The following is a 19,602-nucleotide window of genomic DNA, read 5'->3' as shown; positions in this document are numbered from 1 at the left end:
TCTACGCGCATAGAGAGGGAACGTTCCGCCGCGCCGTTCCCGGCCGGGCCGGGGGGCCCGGCCGGGGAGCGGCGCGGCGGCGGGGGACGACTACCCCAGGTGTTGCGGTCCGAAGGCCTGCGGCAGCATCTCGTCGAGCGTACGGAGACCCTCGGGCGTCTCCATGACGAGCTCCGGGCCCCCGAACTCGTACAGCAGCTGCCTGCACCGACCGCACGGCACGAGTACCGCGCCCGCGCCGTCCACGCAGGTGAAGTGGGTCAGCCGGCCGCCGCCCGTCGCGGCGAGCTGCGAGACCAGCCCGCACTCGGCGCACAGGCTGAGGCCGTACGAGGCGTTCTCGACGTTGCTGCCGGAGATGATCCGGCCGTCGTCCACGAGGGCGGCCACGCCGACCGGGTAACCGGAGTACGGGGCGTACGCCCGGGACATCGCGTCCCTGGCGGCCTCGCGCAGCACGCCCCAGTCGACGGGGGCCGCGCCGTCGGTCACTTCCCCTGTCCCTTCCGGTAGCGCATGCCGTCCGCCTTCGGCATGCGCAGGCGCTGGGCGGACAGCGAGAGCACGAGCAGGGTGACGACGTACGGGGTGGCGCTGACGAACTCGGTGGGCACGGTGTCGGTGGTGAGGTACCAGACCAGCACCGCGGCGGCGATGACCGCGCTGATGACACCGGGCACGAAGCGCCTGCGGTAGAGCTTCCAGACCGCGAGGACGGCCAGCATCACCACGAGCAGGAGGAGGAGCGCGTGGACGGACTCCCCGCCGTTGCGCAGCTGGAGCGCGTCGGCGAAGCCGAAGAGGCCGGCGCCCATGGCGAGTCCGCCCGGCCGCCAGTTGCCGAAGATCATCGCGGCGAGGCCGATGTAGCCGCGGCCGCCGGTCTGGCCCTCGTTGTAGATGTGCGAGGTGACCAGGGAGAGGAAGGCGCCGCCGAGGCCGGCCAGGCCGCCGGAGACGATCACGGCGATGTACTTGTAGCGGTAGACGTTCACACCCAGCGACTCGGCGGCGACGGGGTTCTCACCGCAGGAGCGCAGCCGCAGGCCGAAGGAGGTCTTCCACAGCACGAAGAACGTCCCGACGAACAGCGCCACGGCCACCAGGGTCAGCAGCGAGACGTGGGTGACGAGTCCGCCGAGGATCCCCGCGAAGTCGGAGACGAAGAACCAGTGGTGCTGCTCGACGGAGTGCAGCCAGTCCGAGACACCTGGCACCGTGACCGTGGTGATGCTGTCGGCCGGCGGCGACTGCTTGGGGCTGCCGCCCTTCTCCGCCGCGACTCCGGTGTTGAACCACAGCTTGGCGAGGTACGTCGTGAAGCCGAGGGCCAGGATGTTGATGGCGATACCGGAGATGATGTGGTCGACGCCGAAGGTGACGGTCGCGAACGCGTGCAGCAGACCGCCGAGCATGCCGCCCACCACACCGGCCAGGACGCCGATCCAGGGATCGGTCTGCCAGCCGGCCCAGGCACCGAAGAAGGTACCGAGGATCATCATGCCTTCGAGGCCGATGTTGACCACACCGGCCCGCTCCGACCACAGGCCGCCGAGACCGGCGAGACCGATCGGCACGGCCATCGCGAGGGCGGCGCTGATCTGCCCGGCGGAGGTGACGTCCTGCGCACCGGTGACGGCGCGCACGGCGGACAGCGCGAGCAGGGCGCCCGCGATGACCAGAAGGATGACGGGAAGACTGAAACGGGTGCGGCCGCCCTTGCCGCCGGAGACCTTGGGGGCCGCGGGCGGCGGGGTGGAAGTCGCCGTGGCGCTCACGCCGACACCTCCTGCTGGTCGGAGTTACGTGCGGCCTTGGCGGCGAGTTCCGCGCCGACCTTGCTCTGCTGGCGCTTGAGGCCGTAGCGGCGGACGACCTCGTAGGCGATGACGACGCACAGGACGATGACGCCCTGGATGACGCCGACGATCTCCTTGTCGTAGCCCTCGAACTCGAGCTTGCCCGTGCCGCGTTCCAGGAAGCCCCAGAGGAGCGCGCCGAGCGCGATGCCGACGGGGTGGTTGCGTCCGAGGAGCGCGATGGCGATTCCGGTGAAGCCGATGCCGACCGGGAAGTCGCCGCTGTACTCGTAGCTGTCGTTGAGCAGCGTCGGCATGCCGATCAGGCCGGCCATGGCACCGGAGATCAGCATCGAGGTGACGACCATCTTCTTGACGTCCACACCGCTGGCCTCGGCGGCCGAGCCGGACTGGCCGACCGTGCGGAGGTCGAAGCCGAACCGGGTGCGGCCGAGCGTGAACCAGTAGGCGACACCGGCGAGGACCGCGATCACGAGGAAGCCCCAGACGGGCGTCGGCGTGGTCGGGAACTCGAAGAAGTGCGAGGACTCCGGGATCGGCGTGGTGGACACCTTCGTGCCTGCCTCGTCGAGGTGGCCCAGGCGGCCCTGCTGGAGGAGGTAGCCGATGATCGCCGTGGCGATGGAGTTCAGCATGATCGTCGAGACGACCTCGCTCACTCCGCGGGTGACCTTCAGGAGACCGGCGATGCCCGCCCACATCGCGCCGACGATCATCGCGGTGAGGATGATCAGGGGGATCTGGAGGGCGCCCGGCAGGGTCAGCGCCCCGCCGAGTGCGGCGGCGAAGAACGCGGCCAGGCGGTACTGGCCGTCGACCCCGATGTTGAAGAGGTTCATGCGGAAGCCGACGGCGACCGCGAGCCCCGCGAGGTAGTAGGTCGTCCCCTTGTTGAGGATGTAGACCTGGCTGTCCGACTTCAGTCCGTAGTCGAACATGATGCCGAAGGCGCTGAACGGTTCCTTGCCGGTGGCGGCGAGCACCAGAGCGGTGACCAGGAAGGCGACCACGATGGCGAGCAGCGGGGCGGCGATCCCCAGGAGCAGCCGCTCCTTGTCGAACTTCTTCATCGGTCCTCTCCCCCGTCCCGGGGGTCGGTTTCGGAGCTGTGGGCCCCGGTGTGGTCGCTGCCCGCGCCGTCCTGCGACTCCAGGTGGCCGACCGCGGCGCCGGTCATCGCGGAGCCGAGCTCCTCGGGCGTGACCGTCGCCGGGTCGGCGTCGGCCACGAGCTTGCCGCGGTACATCACGCGCAACGTGTCGGAGAGCCCGATGAGCTCGTCGAGGTCGGCGGAGATCAGCAGGACCGCGAGGCCCTCGTGGCGTGCTTCGCGGATCTGGTCCCAGATCTGCGCCTGCGCGCCGACGTCCACACCCCGGGTGGGATGCGCGGCGATCAGCAGCTTCGGGTTGTGGCTCATCTCGCGGCCGACGATCAGCTTCTGCTGGTTGCCGCCGGAGAGCGAGGCCGCGGTGACCTCGATGCCGGGGGTGCGGACGTCGTACTCGCGCACGATCCGCTCGGTGTCGGCGCGTGCCGCCTTGAGGTCGAGGAAGGCGCCCTTGCTGTTGGGCTTCTCCGTGACGTGGCCCAGCATGCGGTTCTCCCAGAGCGGCGCGTCCAGGAGGAGGCCGTGCCGGTGCCGGTCCTCGGGGATGACGGCCATGCCGTCCTCGCGGCGCCTGCGGGTGGCCGCGCGGGAGATGTCCGCGCCGTCGAGGGTGAGCGCGCCGGTGTCGAGGGTGCGCATGCCCATGATGGCGTCCACGAGTTCGGACTGCCCGTTGCCCTCGACGCCCGCGATGCCGAGGACCTCGCCCTTGTGGATCGTGAAGGTGATGCCGTCCAGCACCGCCCGCACCGTCCCGTCGGGGTCGGTGGCCGTCAGCCGCAGGTCCTCCACCGCCAGCATCGGGGTGTCGGTGACGGTCGACTCCCGGGTCTCGGGCGAGGGGAGTTCACTGCCCACCATCAGTTCCGCGAGCTGCTTGCTGGTGGTGTGCGCGGGGTCGGCGGTGCCCACCGTCGTGCCGCGCCGGATGACGGTGATCTCGTCCGCGACCGACAGCACCTCGCCCAGCTTGTGGGAGATGAAGATGACGGTGAGGCCCTCGGCCTTCAGTTCGCGCAGGTTGTCGAAGAGCGCGTCGACCTCCTGCGGCACGAGGACCGCCGTCGGCTCGTCGAGGATCAGGGTGCGGGCGCCGCGGTAGAGGACCTTGAGGATCTCCACCCGCTGGCGGTCGGCGACCCCGAGGTCCTCGACGACGGCGTCGGGGCGGATGCCCAGGCCGTACGCGTCGGAGATCTCCTTGATCCTGGCCCGTGCCTTGTCCCCGATGCCGTGCAGCTTCTCGGAGCCGAGAACGACGTTCTCGAGGACCGTGAGGTAGTCGGCGAGCATGAAGTGCTGGTGCACCATGCCGATTCCCCGGTCGATGGCATCACCCGGGCTGCTGAACGAGACCTGTTCACCATCGACCGAGATGGTGCCCTCGTCCGGCTTCTGCATCCCGTAGAGGATCTTCATCAGGGTGGACTTGCCGGCGCCGTTCTCACCGACGAGGGCGTGGACGGTGCCACGGCTCACCGTGATGTCGATGTCGTGGTTGGCCACGACGCCGGGGAACCGTTTGGTGATGCCGCGGAGCTCTACGGCATGGGGACTGCTGGACGCTTTGATGGCGCACTCTCCTTGGCAGGAGCGGAGGGCGGGCGATGTACGGACACGGCGCGGGGACCGGTGGCGAAAAATACCGTGCCCGGCGGACACTACGCGCGTAGCGCCACCGAATCGTTGGCCACCTGGTGACAGGTGACGACCACGGGCACGATACCGGCACGGACCGAGGGGGCGCGGCCGGGAGGTACACGTGAATCGGGGTCCGCAGGGGCGGCGGAAACCGCGCCTGCGGACCCCGGGTCCATCGGGCCGGTCAGGTCGTGGTCTTGACCTTGATCGTGCCGTCGACGATCTTCTTCTTGGCCTCGTCGAGCTTGGCCTGGATGTCCTTGAGGTGGTCACCCGTGGTGGTCAGGCTGACACCGTTCTCGGCCAGCGAGTAGGTCTGCGTACCGGTCATCGGCTTGCCGTCCTTGACGGACTTCACCAGGTCGAAGACACCGCTGTCGACGTTCTTCACGACCGACGTCATGATCGTGTCGGCGTACTTCGACAGAGCCGGGTCCTTGGCCTGGTCCGAGTCGACGCCGATGGACCAGGCGCCCTTCTTGCCGGCCACCGCCTCGATCGCACCGGCACCGGAACCGCCGGCCGCCGCGAAGATCACGTCGGCACCCTTGTCCAGCATGCCCTTGGCGGCGGCCTCACCCTTGTCGGGGCTGCCGAAACCGGACAGGTCCGAACCGGTGGACAGGTACTGGATCTGCACCTTGGCCTTGGGGTTCGTCTCCGTGACGCCCTGCTGGAATCCGGCCGCGAACTTCTTGATCAGCGGGAGGTCGACGCCGCCGATGAAGCCGACCTGACCGTCCTTGGACTTCAGCGCCGCCGCGACACCGGCGAGGTACGAGCCCTGCTCCTCGGTGAAGACGATGGACGACACGTTCTTGGCGTCGGAAACCGAGTCGATCAGGCCGAACGTGGTGTCGGGGTGGGACTTGGCCACCTTGGCGATGGCGTCCGAGTACGCGAACCCGACGCCGATCACCGGGTTGTAGCCGCCCTCGGCCAGCGACGCGAGGCGCTGCTCGCGGTCCGCGGGGGTCTCGCCGCTCTTGGCGGTGAGCTCCTTGGTCTCGGCGTCGAACTCGGCCTTGGCCTTGTCCAGGCCGCGGGCGGCGGAGTCGTTGAACGAGTTGTCGCCACGGCCGCCGACGTCGTAGGCCATGCCGATCTTCATCTGGCCGGAGTCGGACCCGGTGCTCTCGGTGGACGATTCACCGCACGCGGTGGCGGTGAAGGCGAGAGCCGCGGAAACGGTACACGCAGCTGCGATCTTGGATACGCGGCGCAAGGGAAGGCTCCTTCAAACCTGACCGAAGCGCCTCTTCCGGCGCTGGTTTCGCGGCGATCGTAACGCGCGTAGATGTCAGATAAGGACCCCTACGGAAGCCGTTATCGGATCGTCGCGAACAGGAGGTGTCCTGTCCGGTTACGAGCCGTTACCAGCACGGAACGTGATGTGCTCCGGACGGCCGCCCCGTCCGGCTCCTCGGCCGGTCAGGCCTCCAGCAACGCCGCGGCGGTGAACAGTTCGACCCCCACCGTGATCGCCTCCTCGTCCACGTCGAAGTCGCCCCGGTGCAGGTCCAGACCACGGGTGTCCCCCGGGGCTCGCACGCCGAGCCTCGCCATGGCTCCCGGGATCTTCTCCAGGTACCAGGAGAAGTCCTCGCCGCCCAGACTCTGTTCGGTGTCCTCGATCGCATACGAACCGCGGCGGATGGTCATCGCGGCGTCCAGGAGGCCGATCGTCTCGGCCTCGTTCACCACGGGCGGCACCCCCCGGACGTAGTCGATCACGGTCTTCGCCCGGTACATGGCGGCCACCTCGTCGATCGCCTCGTGCACGAGGTCGGGTGCCCGGCGCCAGCTCTCCAGGTCCAGGCAGCGCACCGTCCCGGACAGCTCGGCGTGCTGGGGGATGACGTTGGGCGCGTGTCCCACGTGCAGCCGTCCCCAGGTGACCGCGAGCCCGGCCCTGGCGTCGACCCGCCGGGCGAGCAGTGCGGGTACGTCGGTGGCGACGCGGGCGGCGGCGGTGACCAGGTCGGTGGTGAGGTGCGGCCGGGCGGTGTGACCGCCTGGCCCGTCGAGGGTGATCTCCACCCGGTCGCAGGCCGAGGTGATCGGCCCGATCCGCAGCCCGATCCTGCCCACGTCGACCTTGGGGTCGCAGTGCACCCCGATGATGCGGCCCACGCCTTCCAGCACCCCGGCCGCGACCGCGTCGGCGGCGCCGCCGGGCAGCACCTCCTCGGCGGGCTGGAACAGCAGCCGCACCGGCCGGGGCAGCGCCCCCTGCCGGTCCAGCTCACTCAGCACGAGTCCCGCGCCCAGGACGCAGGTCGTGTGGACGTCGTGCCCGCACGCGTGCGCCCGGTCGGGCACGGTGGACCGGTAGGGGACCCCCGCCTTGGTGTCCGGGATCGGCAGCGCGTCGATGTCGCCACGGAGCGCCAGCATGGGCGTCAGGCCGTCCCACTCCCCCACGTCACAGACCAGTCCCGTGCCACCGGGCAGCACCTGCGGCTCCAGGCCCGCCTTCTCCAGCCGGGCCTTGACGGCGGCGGTGGTGCGGAACTCCTGGTTGCCGAGCTCGGGGTGCATGTGCAGATCACGGCGGAAGGCGATGAGCTCGGCACGCAGGTCGTCGGGCAGGGTGCCGGGCAGCACGGCCTCGGCGTGGGGCGCACGGGACTTCAACTGGTTCACCCAGTCAAGGGTAGGCCCATGACACCCGCAACTGGCCACAGATCAACAAAAGTTCAGCCGCATAGAGGAACAAAAGGCGGCTCGTCGGCGTGTGACCGGTGGCCCTGGTGGGTAAACTCGCCCGTTTCCGCAGCGCGCGGTGAGGGTCCGGTCCGCTGCGGCAGGAGATTCCCAGCAGCTCACGGAGCGTACCGGCATACACGGCGACGTCGCGCGGACCGGCGCGCGGCGGGCGGTGCCCGTGGCGGAGCCGCCGCCTGACGAGACCGGTCGGCGAGGCGACCCGGCTGGCATTCCCGCGGCGGGTCCCGGGCCCGGATGCCGGGCGCCGGCTGTGTAACAGGCCGTCGACAAGCTCGAACGCCGGGCGCGGACAGGTGGAGCACTCGTTACTGTGCGCGGATGTCATACGCGCGTACGCCTCACGGCTACCGGACGGACGGCCTCTGGGCCACAGCGGGCATCGCCTTCGGCGCGCTGACGGTCTTCCTGTTCCTCGCCGTGGTCGCGATGTCGGATTTCGGCGAGCGGTGCGCGCACGGGCTGATCCAGGGGCCGGGCCGGCTCAGGGAAGTGCGGCACCAGGCGTTTCCCCCTGCCACCGTCTGCGAGTTCCAGGGCGGGGAGGTCGTGTCCGTCGGCGGCCGCGACGTGCTCGGCACGCTGCTCTGGACCGGCCTGCTGGTGATGGTGGTCTGCCTGTTCGTCGCCCTGCTCGCGGAGTGCCTCGACCCGGAGCCCGGTGGTCGTCTGGTGACGCCGATGTCCAGGACCCGGAAGCTCCGCCGGACCGGAACAGCGTTCGCCATCACCGGATTCGCGTTCCTGCTGCTGTACGCGCTGGCCGGCTGGAGGCTCGTCCAGGGGCCGTCGTCGGCCTGCTCGGCGGGCCGGGACCGGGACGTCCTCGCGCCCAGGACACTGGAGTACAGCCTCTTCCCTCCGCAGGCGACGTGCCAGTACGCCAGCGGCCACACGAAACGCGTCAACCCCCCTTGGCTGGTCTCGTTGACCGCGCAGTCCGCGGCTCCCACGCTGCTGGCCGGAGTCGGGTTCGCCCTGGCATGGCGGCGCCGGGGGGCGGAGCGGCGGGACGCGGGCCGGGCGGCCTCCCCGTCCTCCGGCCGGGAGGACACGCGCTGACGACGGCAGCGGCCTGACGGCACACGTGCCGGCAGCACGTGTCCCGAAGGCGTCGGACGCCACGGGCCGGTCCGTGCTCCGCGCGGGCTAGGACCACTCCTCCTTCCACGGGTCCGACGGCGGCTTCAGGCCGAACGTGCCGTCGAGTCGCGCCTGGACCGCCTTGAGGTTCTTGACGCCCTTGTCGAAGGTGTCCCACCCCTGCCACATCTGCGCGGTCTCCGCTGGTGACTGGAACAGGCTGGTCTCCGAAGCCGAGTCGAGGACGCCCTGGGCGCCGTTCTCCAGGTTCTCGAGGGCCGCCGACCAGGCGGCCTGGGTCCTGGGATCCGGGACGGAACCGAACAGCCGGGCGGTGGTCAGTGCCTGGAGGAGGTCCTCGAAGTCCACGGTCACGATGGCCAGGTCTTCGGTGGGGCGGCGGGCCCCCGCCTTCACGGTCTCCTCGATCAGGCTGGTCATCGCCGTCCCGCCGCCGAACTCGTACCAGTGGTCGACGGCCTCGGCGATCTCGGCGGCCGTGCTCGGTGCAGGCGGGGTGGCCGGGGTGGGGCTGGGCGTGGCGCTCGGGGCAGGCGTCGGGGTGCGGGCCCGCTGGGTGGCGGCCGACGGGGACGCCTGGGGCCCCGCTTCCGAACAACCGGTGAGCAGTACGGCGGTGACCAGCGGGAGCAGCAGGACGCTGACGCGTCCGGGCCGGTTCACCCGCAAGGTCCTGATGACCGGGCCGACGGGTGTCGCCGGCCGCGCGCATCCCGGGGCCACCTCGGCTTCGGCTCGTGACAACGCGTCTCCCCCTCGCACGGCATGGGGGCGGGGCCCCCGAGTGGCCGGGGAGGCCGACGCGGCCTCCCCCCCACCGAAGCTAGGGGGAGGCGATACATTCCACCAGCGACTGGTTTGCATGGCATCCATGCGCGGCCGGAATGGGTGAGTGAGGGAAGGGGCGGCTCGTGTTCGACATCGACGCGTTGCGGTTGCTGGTGGCGGTGGCCGGGACGGGGTCGTTCACCAAGGCGGCGGCCGGCCTCGACTACACGCAGTCCGCGGTGTCGCGGCGCATCGCGGCACTGGAGCGGGCCGCGGGCGGGCCGCTCTTCGAGAGGCTTCCGAGGGGCGTACGGCTGAACCCGGCGGGCCGCGCCCTGCACCGCCACGCCGTGGACGTCCTCGACCGCCTGTCACGTGCGGAGCGGGAGCTCGCCGTGCTCCGCACGGGACACGGCGGGCTGCTGCACGTGGGGGCGTTCCCGACCGCCAACATCTCGTTGGTGCCCACCGCCCTGCGCGCGTTCCGGCAGGCCTGGCCCGCTGTCGAGGTCGTCGCGGTCGAGGGCCGCAGCGACACTCTGACGGCGCGGCTCGCCGACGGGGCGCTGGACCTGGCCGTCGTCAGCGACTACCCGTCCGGGCTTCCCGCCGCCGAGGGCGTCACCACGACCCCGCTGTGCGGGGACGAGCTGTTCGTCGCCCTCCCGCGCGGGCACCGCCTGGCCGGCGCCGACGCGGTCGGTCTGCGCGAACTGCGCGACGAGGCCTGGCTGCAGGACGCGTACGGGGACCGTCCCACCGTGCTCGCCGACGCCTGCGCGCGGGCGGGCTTCACCCCCAGGAAGATCATCCGGATCGCGGAGTGGACGGGGAAGTTCGGTTACGTGGCGGCGGGGCTAGGAGTCGCTCTGGTTCCCTCACTCGCCGCCTGGGCGGTGCCGGACGGACTGGTGCTGGTCCGGCTCACCGACCCCGGTCTGCGCAGGACCCTGCACGTCGCACTGCCCGCCACCCCGCTGCCGGCGGCCCTGGCCCTGCGCGGTCTGCTCCGGGACGGCGGACCCGGTCAGTAGACGGCACCGCTCACGTACGGAGGGCACCGGGTCCGGGGTGCCGTGGCGCCCTGCCGGGGCGGCGCCGACGCCATGTCAGGGCCGCCGGGCCCGCCCTCAGCCCTCCGCGACGGCGGTGGCCCGCCAAGGAGCCAGCCGCTGCACGTCCTTGGCCGTCTCCGTCACGCCGCTCAGGAATCCCTGGGCACGCGGGGACGCCGTGTCGCGGAGCCATTCCGGCGCTATGTCGCACACGGCGACCTTCACCCCCGTGCCCGCCAGGGCCAGCGGGAGCGTGTGGACCACCGTGGACGGGAAGCTGAGGACCGTGTGCCCGATCGGGCCCCTGCGGGCGATGAGTTCCAGGGGGAGGTCCGGGCGGACGATCTCCAGGCCGGTGGCGGCTTCCAGGGCGTGGAGCTTCTCGGCGGATTCACGGCGGTGGGCGAAGTAGCGGGTCGCGCCGTGGGTGCGGGCGAGCGAGGTGACCGCCTCCTGGTACGGGACGGGGTCGACCACGCCGGTCTCCACCAGGGAGGTCCCGACCAGGTCGGCTCCCCTGGTGATGAGGGGCGGGCCGAAGCGCGCCCGGGTCCAGGCGAAGGCGTTGGCCGTCACCTCGACGCCCTCGGGGGCGTCCACCGGCATCGCGGTGAACACCTCGACCGTGCGGGTCGCCGACGGGGTGAAACTGCGGCGGGCCGCGGAGGCGACCGGGGCCAGGAGCAGCTCGCGCGGGCCCCGGATTCCCCGCCGGTGCCAGCGCACCAGGCGTTCGCCGCCGGCCAGTTGGGCGACGAACTCCATGGTGGCGGTGCCGTCGTCGACGACCGTGATCCGGCGGGTGCGGACCAGGCTGAGGAGCAGCTGCACGTACCGGGAGAACGGGTCCCCGATGACGATGCGGTCGGCCTTGCGGGTCAGGGCCGTCAGCGCGCGCAGGGCCTTCAGAGGCGCGCCGGTCTCCCCGCGCGCCTCCTGCCAGCGGACGGTGACGCCCTCGTCGCGGGCCAGCTCCGCCATCCTGCGCAGCTGTCCGCGCGACATCGGGTCGACCGGGGGGAGGACGACGACCGTGGTCCCGGGTCCTCCCCCGGTGTGGGCCCACTCCAGGACGTTCAGGAGCTGGACCGGGCTCTCGACGAAGGCGAGGTTCACCGGTCGGCCCGTCAGACCGCGACCGGCTCGGCGGCCGGCGCGTTCTCGCTCTCGGCGACGACGCCCGTGACCCGGCGGAGCTTCTTCATCGGGCCGAGCTCCGACTCGTACACCTTCTTGACCCCGTCGCCGAGCGACGCCTCGATGGTGCGGATGTCGCGGACGAGACGTGTGAGGCCCTGCGGCTCGACGGACGCGGCCTGGTCGGAGCCCCACATGGCACGGTCCAGGGTGATGTGGCGCTCGACGAACGCGGCGCCCAGCGCGACGGCGGCGAGGGTCGTCTGCAGGCCGGTCTCGTGGCCGCTGTAGCCGATCGGGACGTTCGGGTACTCCTGCTGCAGGGTGTTGATGACCCGCAGGTTGAGCTCCTCGGCCTTCGCCGGGTACGTCGAGGTGGCGTGGCACAGCAGGATGTTGTCGCTGCCGAGGACCTCGACCGCGTGCCGGATCTGCTTCGGGGTCGACATACCGGTGGAGAGGATGACGGTGCGGCCGGTGGAACGCAGGGCGCGGAGCAGCTCGTCGTCCGTGAGCGAGGCCGAGGCGACCTTGTGGGCGGGGACGTCGAACTTCTCGAGGAAGGCGACGGCCTCGGTGTCCCACGGGGAGGCGAACCAGTCGATGCCGCGCTCGGCGCAGTGCTCGGCGATGGCGGTGTACTCGGCCTCGCCGAACTCGACGCGGTGGCGGTAGTCGATGTACGTCATCCGGCCCCAGGGGGTGTCGCGCTCGATGTCCCACTGGTCGCGCGGGGTGCAGATCTCCGGGGTGCGCTTCTGGAACTTGACCGCGTCACAGCCGGCGTCCGCGGCCACGTCGATCAGCGCGAGGGCGTTGTCGAGGTCGCCGTTGTGGTTGATGCCGATCTCGCCGGTGATGTAGACGGGGTGGCCGGGGCCGGCGGTGCGGGTGCCGAAGGTGCGCAGGCGGGAGGTGTTGCTCATGGTGGTGCTTCCTTACCGGGTGGGGGTGTCGGGGGTTTCGGTGGAGAGGGCGAGGGTGGGGCCCAGCAGCCAGGCCGCGATCTCGCGGATGGCGCCGGAGCCACCGGGTCGTGTGGTCACGGCACGCGCGGCGGCGCGTACCGAGTCGTGGGCGCTCGCCACGGCGACGGGCCAGCCCGCCAGGCCGAAGCAGGCCAGGTCGTTGACGTCGTTGCCGACGTAGAGCACGCGGTCGGGAGCGATGGACTGCTCCTCGCACCACTGCTTGAGTGCCAGGTCCTTGCGGTCGATGCCGTGCAGGACGGGGACCTGGAGTTTGCGGGCGCGGGCGGCGACGACCGGGTTCTGTTCCGTGGAGAGGATCAGGAGCGGTACGCCGGCCCGGCGCAGGGCGGCGATGCCCAGGCCGTCCCCGCGGTGCACGGCGACGGTCTCCCGGCCGTCCGAGTCGATGAGGACGCGGTCGTCGGTCTGCGTGCCGTCGAAGTCGAGGACGACGGCGTCGACGTCCGCCCGGGTGGGCAGCGGTGACGGGTCGAGGAGCGGCGCGAGGGCGCGGGCGCGGGCCAGGTCGTGCGGGTCGTCGATCTCCAGGACCCGGGCGGGGTCCGTCAGGACGAGCGCGGTGTGACCGAAGAAGCGGTGACGGTGGGTGCGGAACCCCTCGACGTCCATGGCGTACGCGGCACCGGTCTCCAGGTGGTCCTGGGGCCGGTCCTGGCGGCGGGGGCGTACGGACTTGTCGTGGTTGACGCCGTAGGTGCCGTCCTCGACGGCGCTGCCGTCGCGCCACACGAAGCCGTGGAAGGGGGCCACGGTGACGGCGGTGTCGGCCCCGTCCCGGGCGACCGCGGTGGCGACGCCGTCGATGTCCTCGCGTGTGACGAAGGGACTCGTGCACTGGACCAGGAGGACCACGTCGGCCTTCCGGCCGTGTGCGGTCGCCTCGTAGGAGTGCAGGGCGTGCAGGACCGCGTCCTCACTGGTCGCTGTGTCACCGGCGATGGCAGCGGGACGCTGCACGCAGAGCAGCCGGGCGTCCTCTCCCAGGGCCTCCGCCGCCTCCCTGGCCGCGCCGGCGATGGCCGGGTCGTCGGTGGTGACGACGACGTCCGTGACCTCGGGCGAGGCGAGACAGGCGCGGACGGCGCGGGCGACGAGCGGTACGCCGCCGACCTTGGCGAGGTTCTTGGCCGGCACGCCCTTGGATCCGCCACGGGCGGGGATCACGGCGAGCACGGTGGGGGGCGGGGTCATGGTTGCTCCTGGATCGGTGGTCACAGCTCGCCCATCCGCCGGATCACGGGGGCGACCCGCTGGACTCCGTGGCGGTAGGCGCCGCGCGCCGCGTTGCGTACGGTCTCGCGGACCGCGCCCCGGACCCGGCCCGTCTCCCTGGGCGCGACGGCGCCCGGCAGCGGGTGTCCGTCGGGGCCCAGGTGGTGGCGGGCGAGGATGCCGGGGAGGTACCCGGGCGCGGTGGCGGGCGTGTAGTAGGGAGTGAGGCGGGGAAGCGGTCCGGCGGCGAGCAGCGCCGCGACCCGGGCGCGGGCGGTGTCGTAGGCCGCCCCGTACGTGCCGTCGGCGGCGACGCCCTGGCCGGCGAGCCACTCCTCGTCGGGTTCCGGCCGGATGCCGCCGTCGAGGTGGTCCCAGGACGTGATCAGTCCCGAGCCGATGAAGTGGTGGTTGCCGAGGGCCTCGCGGACACCGAGGTCGGAGAGGACCGCTGTCGGGATGCGCCGGTGGAGGGACTCCAGCGCGGCGGTGGAGGACACGGTGACCAGCAGGTCGGTGCGGTCCAGGACCTCGCCCATGTGTCCGTACACGAGCCGGAGGTTGGGCGGCAGGCCGCCGGGGATCCGCTCGGCGAGCCGCTGGTAGGGCAGCTCCTCGATGTGCGTGGTGTGTTCACCCGGCTTGGAGCGCAGCTTCAGCACCACCTCGCGGCCGGGGTGCAGCCTGGCGTGCTCGACGAGCCGGCGCAGCAGATACATGCGGTCGGCGCGGGAAGCGGGCACGGAGGGCTGGGCGGCGAACACGACGGTGTCGCGGCCCTCCACCGCACGGTGCGGCTCCCCGCCGAGGAACGGCAGGGCCGCCTCCGTGACGGACGACGCGTCGGCGCCGACCCCTTCGTAGACGGCCCGGAAACGCGCGGCGTCGTGACGGGAGTTGGCGAGGACGATGTCCGCGCCGTGACGGAGCAGGAGTCCGTCCGCGAGCTTCTCGTAGACGACCCCGACATAGCCGGTGACGACGACGGGCCTGCGGGGCGGGTCCAGTGCGGCCAGGCCGTGGATCATCGCCTGTACCGCGCCGCCCACGAGGGCGAGGACCACGACGTCGTACGCCTCGTCCCGCACGGTGTGCAGGAACTCCACGGCGGTCACCTCGCGCACCCGGCCGGCGTCGACGCCCACCTCGCCCACCTCGGCGAGCTGGCGTGGGGTCGGGGTGGCCCGGCCGCGCAGCAGCAGACCGCTGATCTCGACGGGGCGTTCCGCCGCACCGGCGTCCGCCGCCCCGGAGAGGCGGCGCGCGGTGAGCGCGCCCCATTTCCACCGGGTGTCGGAGTCGGCGAGGACGGCTATGCGGAGCGCCGCACGGCCGGCTGCTGGGGTGGCGGCCGGAGCGGCCACGTCATCGGTACTGGGGGGCACGTCGTAAAAGCTAGGAAGCCATTTCGATCCGCGGCCCAACGCGGTGGCAACAGATGGTTAACAGCCGGTCGACGGTTGGGTATTCATCCTTACGGAGGGCGAAAAGGGCCGCCGGGGCGGACCGGTTCACTTTCCTGCCGCGCGTCGTTCACTTTCCGTACGGGCAGGAGTCAGGGCGAATGCCGGGGCCGCCCTTAGCGTGACGCGGGTGGTCAAGCTCTCCGTCATCGTGCCGTTCCACAACGTCCGGCCGTACGCCCCCGACACGCTCAGAAGCCTGCGGGCCAACACCCGCGAGGACTTCGAGTTCGTCCTCGTCGACGACTGCTCGACCGACGGGACGGCGGATCTGCTGCGCCGGGCCCAGGACGACATCGAGGGAGTGGTCGTCCACAGGCACGAGCGCAACGCCGGACTGGCCACGGCCCGCAACACCGGTCTCGACGCGGCCCGGGGCGAGTACATCGCCTTCCTGGACGGCGACGACTGGCTCGCTCCCGGCCACTACGCCGGGCTGCTCGCCCGCACCGAGGCGCTGGGCTGCGCGTTCGTGCGCACGGACCACGTCCAGGTCACCGGCACGTCCCGCACGGTGCACCGCGTCCCGCACGGCCTGCGGGGAGTGGTCGGCGACCCCCGGGCGGCGATCCTGCCCGCCGGCCGGACCACCTCGGTCGACTACGCGTACGCCTGGGCGGGGCTCTACCACCGCAGCCTGCTGGACCGGGGGCTGCTGCACTTCACCGACGGGCTGCGCACCGCCGAGGACCGGCCGTGGATCTGGCGGCTGCACCGGGAGGCGGATTCCTTCGCGGTTCTGGGAGACCTGGGCCATTTCTACCGGCGGGGTGTCGCCTCGTCCCTCACCCGGATCGGCGACGAACGCCAGCTGGATTTCATCAAGGCCTATGACCAGGTGCTGTCCGACACCGCTGCGGACCGCGACGCGGACACCCTGATGCCGAAAGCGGTGCGGACGTATTGCGCCGTCATTTTCCATCACATCAATTCCGTCGGGAAATTCGAACCGTCCGTGGCCCGTACATTGAGAACTCTGTGTTCGGCGGCTCTCGGAAACATGCCCCAGCGCGTACTCGACGACGTCCTGGACTCCATGGACACCGGACGGGCGACCGTACTGCGCAGGCTGCGCCGCCGGTCCGCCACCGCAGAGGGAGCGACCGCCGCGTGACCACCCAGATCTTCCTCACCTCCGGCCTGCGCGGCACCGCCGTGCTCGCCGCGGCACTCGACTCCGGCTGTTTCGCGGACTCCGGCAGACGCCTCCTGCTGATCTGTGACACCACGGAGGCCCCCGAGGCGGTGCCCCCGGTCGACGCGATGCCCGGGTTCGAACGGCTGCGCACCCGCTTCGACGAGGTCCTGTCGTGGAACGACACCGTCTTCCCCCTGCATCCGGGCGCCTGGACCCCCCGCGCCGACGACGTGCCCCTGTGGGAACGCCACCTGCGACGTGCGTGGGACCTCGGGGACGAGGAGGTCGAACTGGTCCTCGAATCCCCGCACACCGGCCCCGCCCTGGCTGTGGCCCAGGTCTTCACCGGGGTACCGGTGACCGTGTACGCGGACGGCCTGAGCGGCTACGGGCCGACCGAGGGCAAGGTGGCGCCGCTGATCGGCACCCGCGTCCGGCGCCTGCTCCACCCCGGCCTCCTCCCCGGCGCGGAACCGCTTCTGCTGGCCGAGTTCGGCGCCGCGCCCCGTCAACTGCCCACCCCGGCCCTGCGGAAGGTCTTCGGTGAACTGGCGCGTGCGGCGGCGCCGGGGATCGAGGCACCCGAGGGAGCGGCTGTCCTGATCCTCCCGGAGCCGGGAACGCTCCCCGCCGCCGAGGAGGCGGAGCTCCACCTGCGGATGATCCGTGGCACGGCCGCTCTCGGCCACACCGACATCGTTCTCCAGCCCCACCCCCTCGGTCCCGCGCAGCCCGCCCCGGCCCTGCGGGCGGAAGCCGCCCGCCTGGGAGTCGAACTGACGGTGCCGGACTCCGGCCGGCCGGGCGTCCCGGTCCTGGCCGAGGTGCTGTTCGAGCGGCTGCGCCCCGCGCTCGTCGTCGGGTGCTCCTCGACGGCGCTGCTCACCGCGGCGGCGCACTACGGCCTTCCGGTGGCCAGGGCGGGAACCGGCGCCCTCCTGGAACGCCTGACCCCGTACGAGAATCCGGCGAGGATCCCGGCCACGATCGCCGACGTCCTGCTGCCCGACCTGGCCGAACCCACCGCCGTGTCCGGTCAGTCACCACTGACCGGGGCCCTGGTGGAGAAGGCCCTGGGCGGTCTGCTGCCCGCTGTCGCCTTCGCCATGCAGCCGCGCGTCCGGCCGGACCTCCGCCCGGCGGCCGAACGCTACCTCTCCGCGCACCTGGACGCCCGGACCCGGCGCTACTTCAGGCGCCGGCGCCTCGGCTCGCTGGCGCTCCCCGGCGCCGTGCCCGCCCGCCTCGCCTCCGTCCGGCGGAACGCCACCCTGCTGCGGCTGGCCCGGCGGGCCCGGGCGCTGAGAAGGGGACTCGGGAGCTGACGGCGCGGAAGCGCGGGTGTCAGGGCGTCACACCTCGTACTGTCCTACTGCGACGAAGTGGCGCAGCGCCTCCCTGGAACCGTCCTCCAGCGCGGCGATCGCCGCCGCACGCAGGGCTTCTCCGGTCCCGGGCGCACCCAGGATCGTGAACACCGCCACGCGGTCGTCCACCTCCTGCGCGTCCCAGCGCCCGGTCTCCAGGAAGTGCCGCAGCGCCTCGGCCGTACCGGCTTCGAGGGCCTTCACGGCCGCGTCGTGAACCGCCCGGCCCGTCCCGGGCGCACCCAGGATCGTGAACACCGCCACGCGGTCGTCCGTCACCTGTGCGACACCGCGTCCGGTCTTCAGGAAGTGGCGCAGCGCCTCTGCCGTATCGGTCTCCAGGGCCTGGACAGCCGCCTCACGAACAGTCCGGCCGGTGCCGGGGTCACCCAGGACCGTGAAGACCTCGACGCGGAGCTCGGTCAGCGACATGGAGTCGTACGGGGAGTCCGAGCCGGACACGTCCTTGGCCACCGACGCGGTGACGGGCGACGGGGCCGCGTCCGCGGCGAACGAGGGGGTGGCGAGCAGAAGGGCCGGAGCGAGGGCTCCTGCGGTCACGGCCAGCGCCGCGCGGGTCAGTCCCATGGGAAACACACACCTCAGGTCGATGAGCGGTCGGAGAGTCCGGAGGTGGGGACTGCCCGCACGGTGCCTGTCTCGGCATCATGTCCCGGCGCCCCCGCGTCCCCGGCGGCTGCATCCTCCCCCGTGCGTGGGCCCGGCTCACTGCCCGGCCCCGGCAGTCTTCACCTGGTCGCTGCTGCCGAGCCGGCACACCCGTCGTCGGACGGCACGGGAACACGGCCCTGCGCGAGCAGGGCCTCGTCGCCGGGGTTCAGCCCAGCAGCCGCGTCAGCCCGAGGCGGGTCCACAGCAGGGCCGCGCCGAAGGAGAGGGCGGTCGTGGCAGCGGTGACGGCGAGGACCAGGGCCGCCGCCACCGGCAGGGTGAGGTCGGCGTCGACCAGCACGTCGGTGAGGACGCCCAGCACCAGCACATGGATCATGTACGCGCCGAACGAGGCCCCCGCCAGACGGGTCAGTGCGGGGCGCAGCCGGTCCGGGACGCGCAGACGGTGCAGGGAGAGGAGCACACCGGCGCTGAACAGGGCCACCAGGACGCTCGCGTACGGGATCGCGTAGTGCACCTCGTGCTGGTACGTGACGACCCCGGCCAGGAAGACGCCCGCCGGGAGCAGCCACCACCGGCTCCGCCTGCCGAAGGCCCCGGCGGGCAGGGCGAGGAGCAGGGCTCCGAGGACCGCGTAGATCAGCTGGTACGGGCCGAAGCCCCAACCGAACCGCGGCAGTTCGAGGTCCGTGATCCTGGCCAGGTCGCCGGACAGGGACGGAGCCGCCCCCAGCACGAGGAGTGCGACGCCGAGGCCCCAGGGGCACCCGCCCGCTCTCACCAGGGCTGCGAAGGCGAGCAGCATGATCACGGGGATGTACGCGTACAGGTACCAGAGGTGGTACGCCGGGCGCACCGAGGCGAACAGCGCGTCGAACGCCAGCTCACCGGCCGGTGCGTCGTTGGTGTCGCGCAGCCGGCCCCAGGCCACGTGGAGCACCGTCCATACCGCGAGCGGCACCAGGATCCGGACGACCCGCTGCCACAGTTGCCGGCCGTCGCGGACCGGGGCGCCGACGAGGACGACCCATCCGGCGATCGCGAAGAACAGGGGTACGGCGAAGCGGCCGGCCGAGTCCGCCACCAGCCCCGCCCAGTAGGTGCCGGGCCCGTTCGCGGCCTCGCGGCCCGCCGTGTTCACGAACGCGGAGCCCGTGTGGCAGAGGATCACGCCGACGGAGCAGAGCAACCGGATCAGGTCCACGTCGTACCGGTGTTCGCGGTGCGGGCGGGGTCCGGGAGCGGGCCGCGGGGTCTGCGCGGGAGCGGGGGAGCCGGCTCGGGAGACGGAGGAAGACATGGTCGTCGAAGGCTACGAACGCGCGGCGCGCGGGTGAACTCCGGTCAGGTGAACAGTCACTTCGTCCGGGTGTCGGGCAGGTGAAGGCATGCTCGTTCCGCCGTTCCGTCATCGTCGTCAGGGACCGGCCCGGG

17 protein-coding genes are annotated in these 19,602 nt (G+C 71.9%); 4 read left to right on the top strand and 13 right to left on the bottom strand.

What is annotated here, in order from left to right; genetic code table 11:
* Positions 1-90: 90 nt before the first annotated feature.
* From ACHFIV_RS02940 to ACHFIV_RS02915, 6 genes are all read right to left on the bottom strand, one after another.
* Complete coding sequence (locus ACHFIV_RS02940) at positions 91-492, bottom strand: cytidine deaminase (RefSeq protein WP_398962985.1); 402 nt, start codon at positions 490-492, stop codon at positions 91-93.
* Positions 489-1,778, bottom strand: a complete 1,290-nt coding sequence (locus tag ACHFIV_RS02935) for an ABC transporter permease (RefSeq protein WP_398962982.1) — start codon at positions 1,776-1,778, stop codon at positions 489-491. The genes ACHFIV_RS02940 and ACHFIV_RS02935 overlap by 4 nt, the downstream gene beginning before the upstream one ends.
* The gene (locus ACHFIV_RS02930) at positions 1,775-2,890 is read right to left on the bottom strand and encodes an ABC transporter permease (RefSeq protein WP_398962979.1); all 1,116 of its coding nucleotides are present in this window, start codon (positions 2,888-2,890) and stop codon (positions 1,775-1,777) included. The genes ACHFIV_RS02935 and ACHFIV_RS02930 overlap by 4 nt, the downstream gene beginning before the upstream one ends.
* Positions 2,887-4,503, bottom strand: coding sequence for an ABC transporter ATP-binding protein (locus tag ACHFIV_RS02925; protein ID WP_398964174.1), 1,617 nt, complete (start codon positions 4,501-4,503; stop codon positions 2,887-2,889). The genes ACHFIV_RS02930 and ACHFIV_RS02925 overlap by 4 nt, the downstream gene beginning before the upstream one ends.
* Positions 4,504-4,756: 253 nt before the next feature.
* Entirely contained in the window at positions 4,757-5,797 is a 1,041-nt protein-coding gene (locus ACHFIV_RS02920; RefSeq protein WP_398962976.1) for a BMP family protein, read from the bottom strand.
* Between the two features lie 206 nt (positions 5,798-6,003).
* Positions 6,004-7,218 carry an amidohydrolase gene (locus tag ACHFIV_RS02915; RefSeq protein ID WP_398962973.1) on the bottom strand — a complete coding sequence of 405 codons (1,215 nt, stop codon included), beginning with the start codon at positions 7,216-7,218 and terminating at the stop codon, positions 6,004-6,006.
* 402 nt (positions 7,219-7,620) lie between these two features.
* Between ACHFIV_RS02915 and ACHFIV_RS02910 the strand changes: the two genes are divergently transcribed.
* Positions 7,621-8,361, top strand: a complete 741-nt coding sequence (locus tag ACHFIV_RS02910) for a hypothetical protein (RefSeq protein ID WP_398962971.1) — start codon at positions 7,621-7,623, stop codon at positions 8,359-8,361.
* Positions 8,362-8,448: 87 nt separating this feature from the next.
* Here the strand turns inward: ACHFIV_RS02910 and ACHFIV_RS02905 are convergent, their stop codons facing one another.
* Positions 8,449-9,066: a hypothetical protein gene (locus tag ACHFIV_RS02905; protein WP_398962969.1), complete on the bottom strand. Its 618-nt coding sequence runs from the start codon at positions 9,064-9,066 to the stop codon at positions 8,449-8,451.
* A gap of 248 nt (positions 9,067-9,314) precedes the next feature.
* Between ACHFIV_RS02905 and ACHFIV_RS02900 the strand changes: the two genes are divergently transcribed.
* Positions 9,315-10,205, top strand: coding sequence for a LysR family transcriptional regulator (locus ACHFIV_RS02900; RefSeq protein WP_398962966.1), 891 nt, complete (start codon positions 9,315-9,317; stop codon positions 10,203-10,205).
* A gap of 96 nt (positions 10,206-10,301) precedes the next feature.
* Here the strand turns inward: ACHFIV_RS02900 and ACHFIV_RS02895 are convergent, their stop codons facing one another.
* From ACHFIV_RS02895 to ACHFIV_RS02880, 4 genes are read right to left on the bottom strand one after another with little or no spacing between them, the layout of a single operon-like run.
* The gene (locus ACHFIV_RS02895) at positions 10,302-11,342 is read right to left on the bottom strand and encodes a hypothetical protein (RefSeq protein ID WP_398962963.1); all 1,041 of its coding nucleotides are present in this window, start codon (positions 11,340-11,342) and stop codon (positions 10,302-10,304) included.
* A gap of 11 nt (positions 11,343-11,353) precedes the next feature.
* Positions 11,354-12,289, bottom strand: a complete 936-nt coding sequence (locus tag ACHFIV_RS02890; protein ID WP_398962960.1) for an N-acetylneuraminate synthase family protein — start codon at positions 12,287-12,289, stop codon at positions 11,354-11,356.
* 12 nt (positions 12,290-12,301) lie between these two features.
* Positions 12,302-13,546, bottom strand: a complete 1,245-nt coding sequence (locus ACHFIV_RS02885) for a cytidylyltransferase domain-containing protein (RefSeq protein ID WP_398962958.1) — start codon at positions 13,544-13,546, stop codon at positions 12,302-12,304.
* Between the two features lie 20 nt (positions 13,547-13,566).
* The gene (locus ACHFIV_RS02880; RefSeq protein ID WP_398962956.1) at positions 13,567-14,952 is read right to left on the bottom strand and encodes a DUF6716 putative glycosyltransferase; all 1,386 of its coding nucleotides are present in this window, start codon (positions 14,950-14,952) and stop codon (positions 13,567-13,569) included.
* A 208-nt stretch (positions 14,953-15,160) separates the two neighbouring features.
* Between ACHFIV_RS02880 and ACHFIV_RS02875 the strand changes: the two genes are divergently transcribed.
* Positions 15,161-16,144 (top strand): glycosyltransferase family 2 protein, encoded by a 984-nt coding sequence (locus tag ACHFIV_RS02875; protein WP_398962953.1) that lies wholly within the window; start codon positions 15,161-15,163, stop codon positions 16,142-16,144.
* The gene (locus ACHFIV_RS02870; protein WP_398962951.1) at positions 16,141-17,493 is read left to right on the top strand and encodes a polysialyltransferase family glycosyltransferase; all 1,353 of its coding nucleotides are present in this window, start codon (positions 16,141-16,143) and stop codon (positions 17,491-17,493) included. Before ACHFIV_RS02875 ends, ACHFIV_RS02870 begins: the two co-directional genes overlap by 4 nt.
* A 27-nt stretch (positions 17,494-17,520) precedes the next feature.
* Here the strand turns inward: ACHFIV_RS02870 and ACHFIV_RS02865 are convergent, their stop codons facing one another.
* Both ACHFIV_RS02865 and ACHFIV_RS02860 read right to left on the bottom strand, forming a co-directional pair.
* Positions 17,521-18,123, bottom strand: coding sequence for an ALF repeat-containing protein (locus ACHFIV_RS02865; protein WP_398962948.1), 603 nt, complete (start codon positions 18,121-18,123; stop codon positions 17,521-17,523).
* A 250-nt stretch (positions 18,124-18,373) separates the two neighbouring features.
* Positions 18,374-19,468, bottom strand: a complete 1,095-nt coding sequence (locus ACHFIV_RS02860) for an acyltransferase (protein WP_398962945.1) — start codon at positions 19,466-19,468, stop codon at positions 18,374-18,376.
* Positions 19,469-19,602: the final 134 nt, after the last annotated feature.

The organism is Streptomyces sp. ALB3 (assembly GCF_044385685.1).
Classification (GTDB): domain Bacteria; phylum Actinomycetota; class Actinomycetes; order Streptomycetales; family Streptomycetaceae; genus Streptomyces.
This window is presented reverse-complemented; position numbering and strand designations above follow the sequence as displayed.

Excerpts from the sequence above, each read along its gene's own strand:
- ACHFIV_RS02890 (WP_398962960.1), bottom strand. The coding sequence starts at position 12,289 with ATGAGCAACACCTCCCGCCTGCGCACCTTCGGCACCCGCACCGCCGGC.
- ACHFIV_RS02930 (WP_398962979.1), bottom strand. The coding sequence starts at position 2,890 with ATGAAGAAGTTCGACAAGGAGCGGCTGCTCCTGGGGATCGCCGCCCCG.
- ACHFIV_RS02910 (WP_398962971.1), top strand. The coding sequence starts at position 7,621 with ATGTCATACGCGCGTACGCCTCACGGCTACCGGACGGACGGCCTCTGG.
- ACHFIV_RS02885 (WP_398962958.1), bottom strand. The coding sequence starts at position 13,546 with ATGACCCCGCCCCCCACCGTGCTCGCCGTGATCCCCGCCCGTGGCGGA.
- ACHFIV_RS02860 (WP_398962945.1), bottom strand. The coding sequence starts at position 19,468 with ATGTCTTCCTCCGTCTCCCGAGCCGGCTCCCCCGCTCCCGCGCAGACC.
- ACHFIV_RS02865 (WP_398962948.1), bottom strand. The coding sequence starts at position 18,123 with ATGGGACTGACCCGCGCGGCGCTGGCCGTGACCGCAGGAGCCCTCGCT.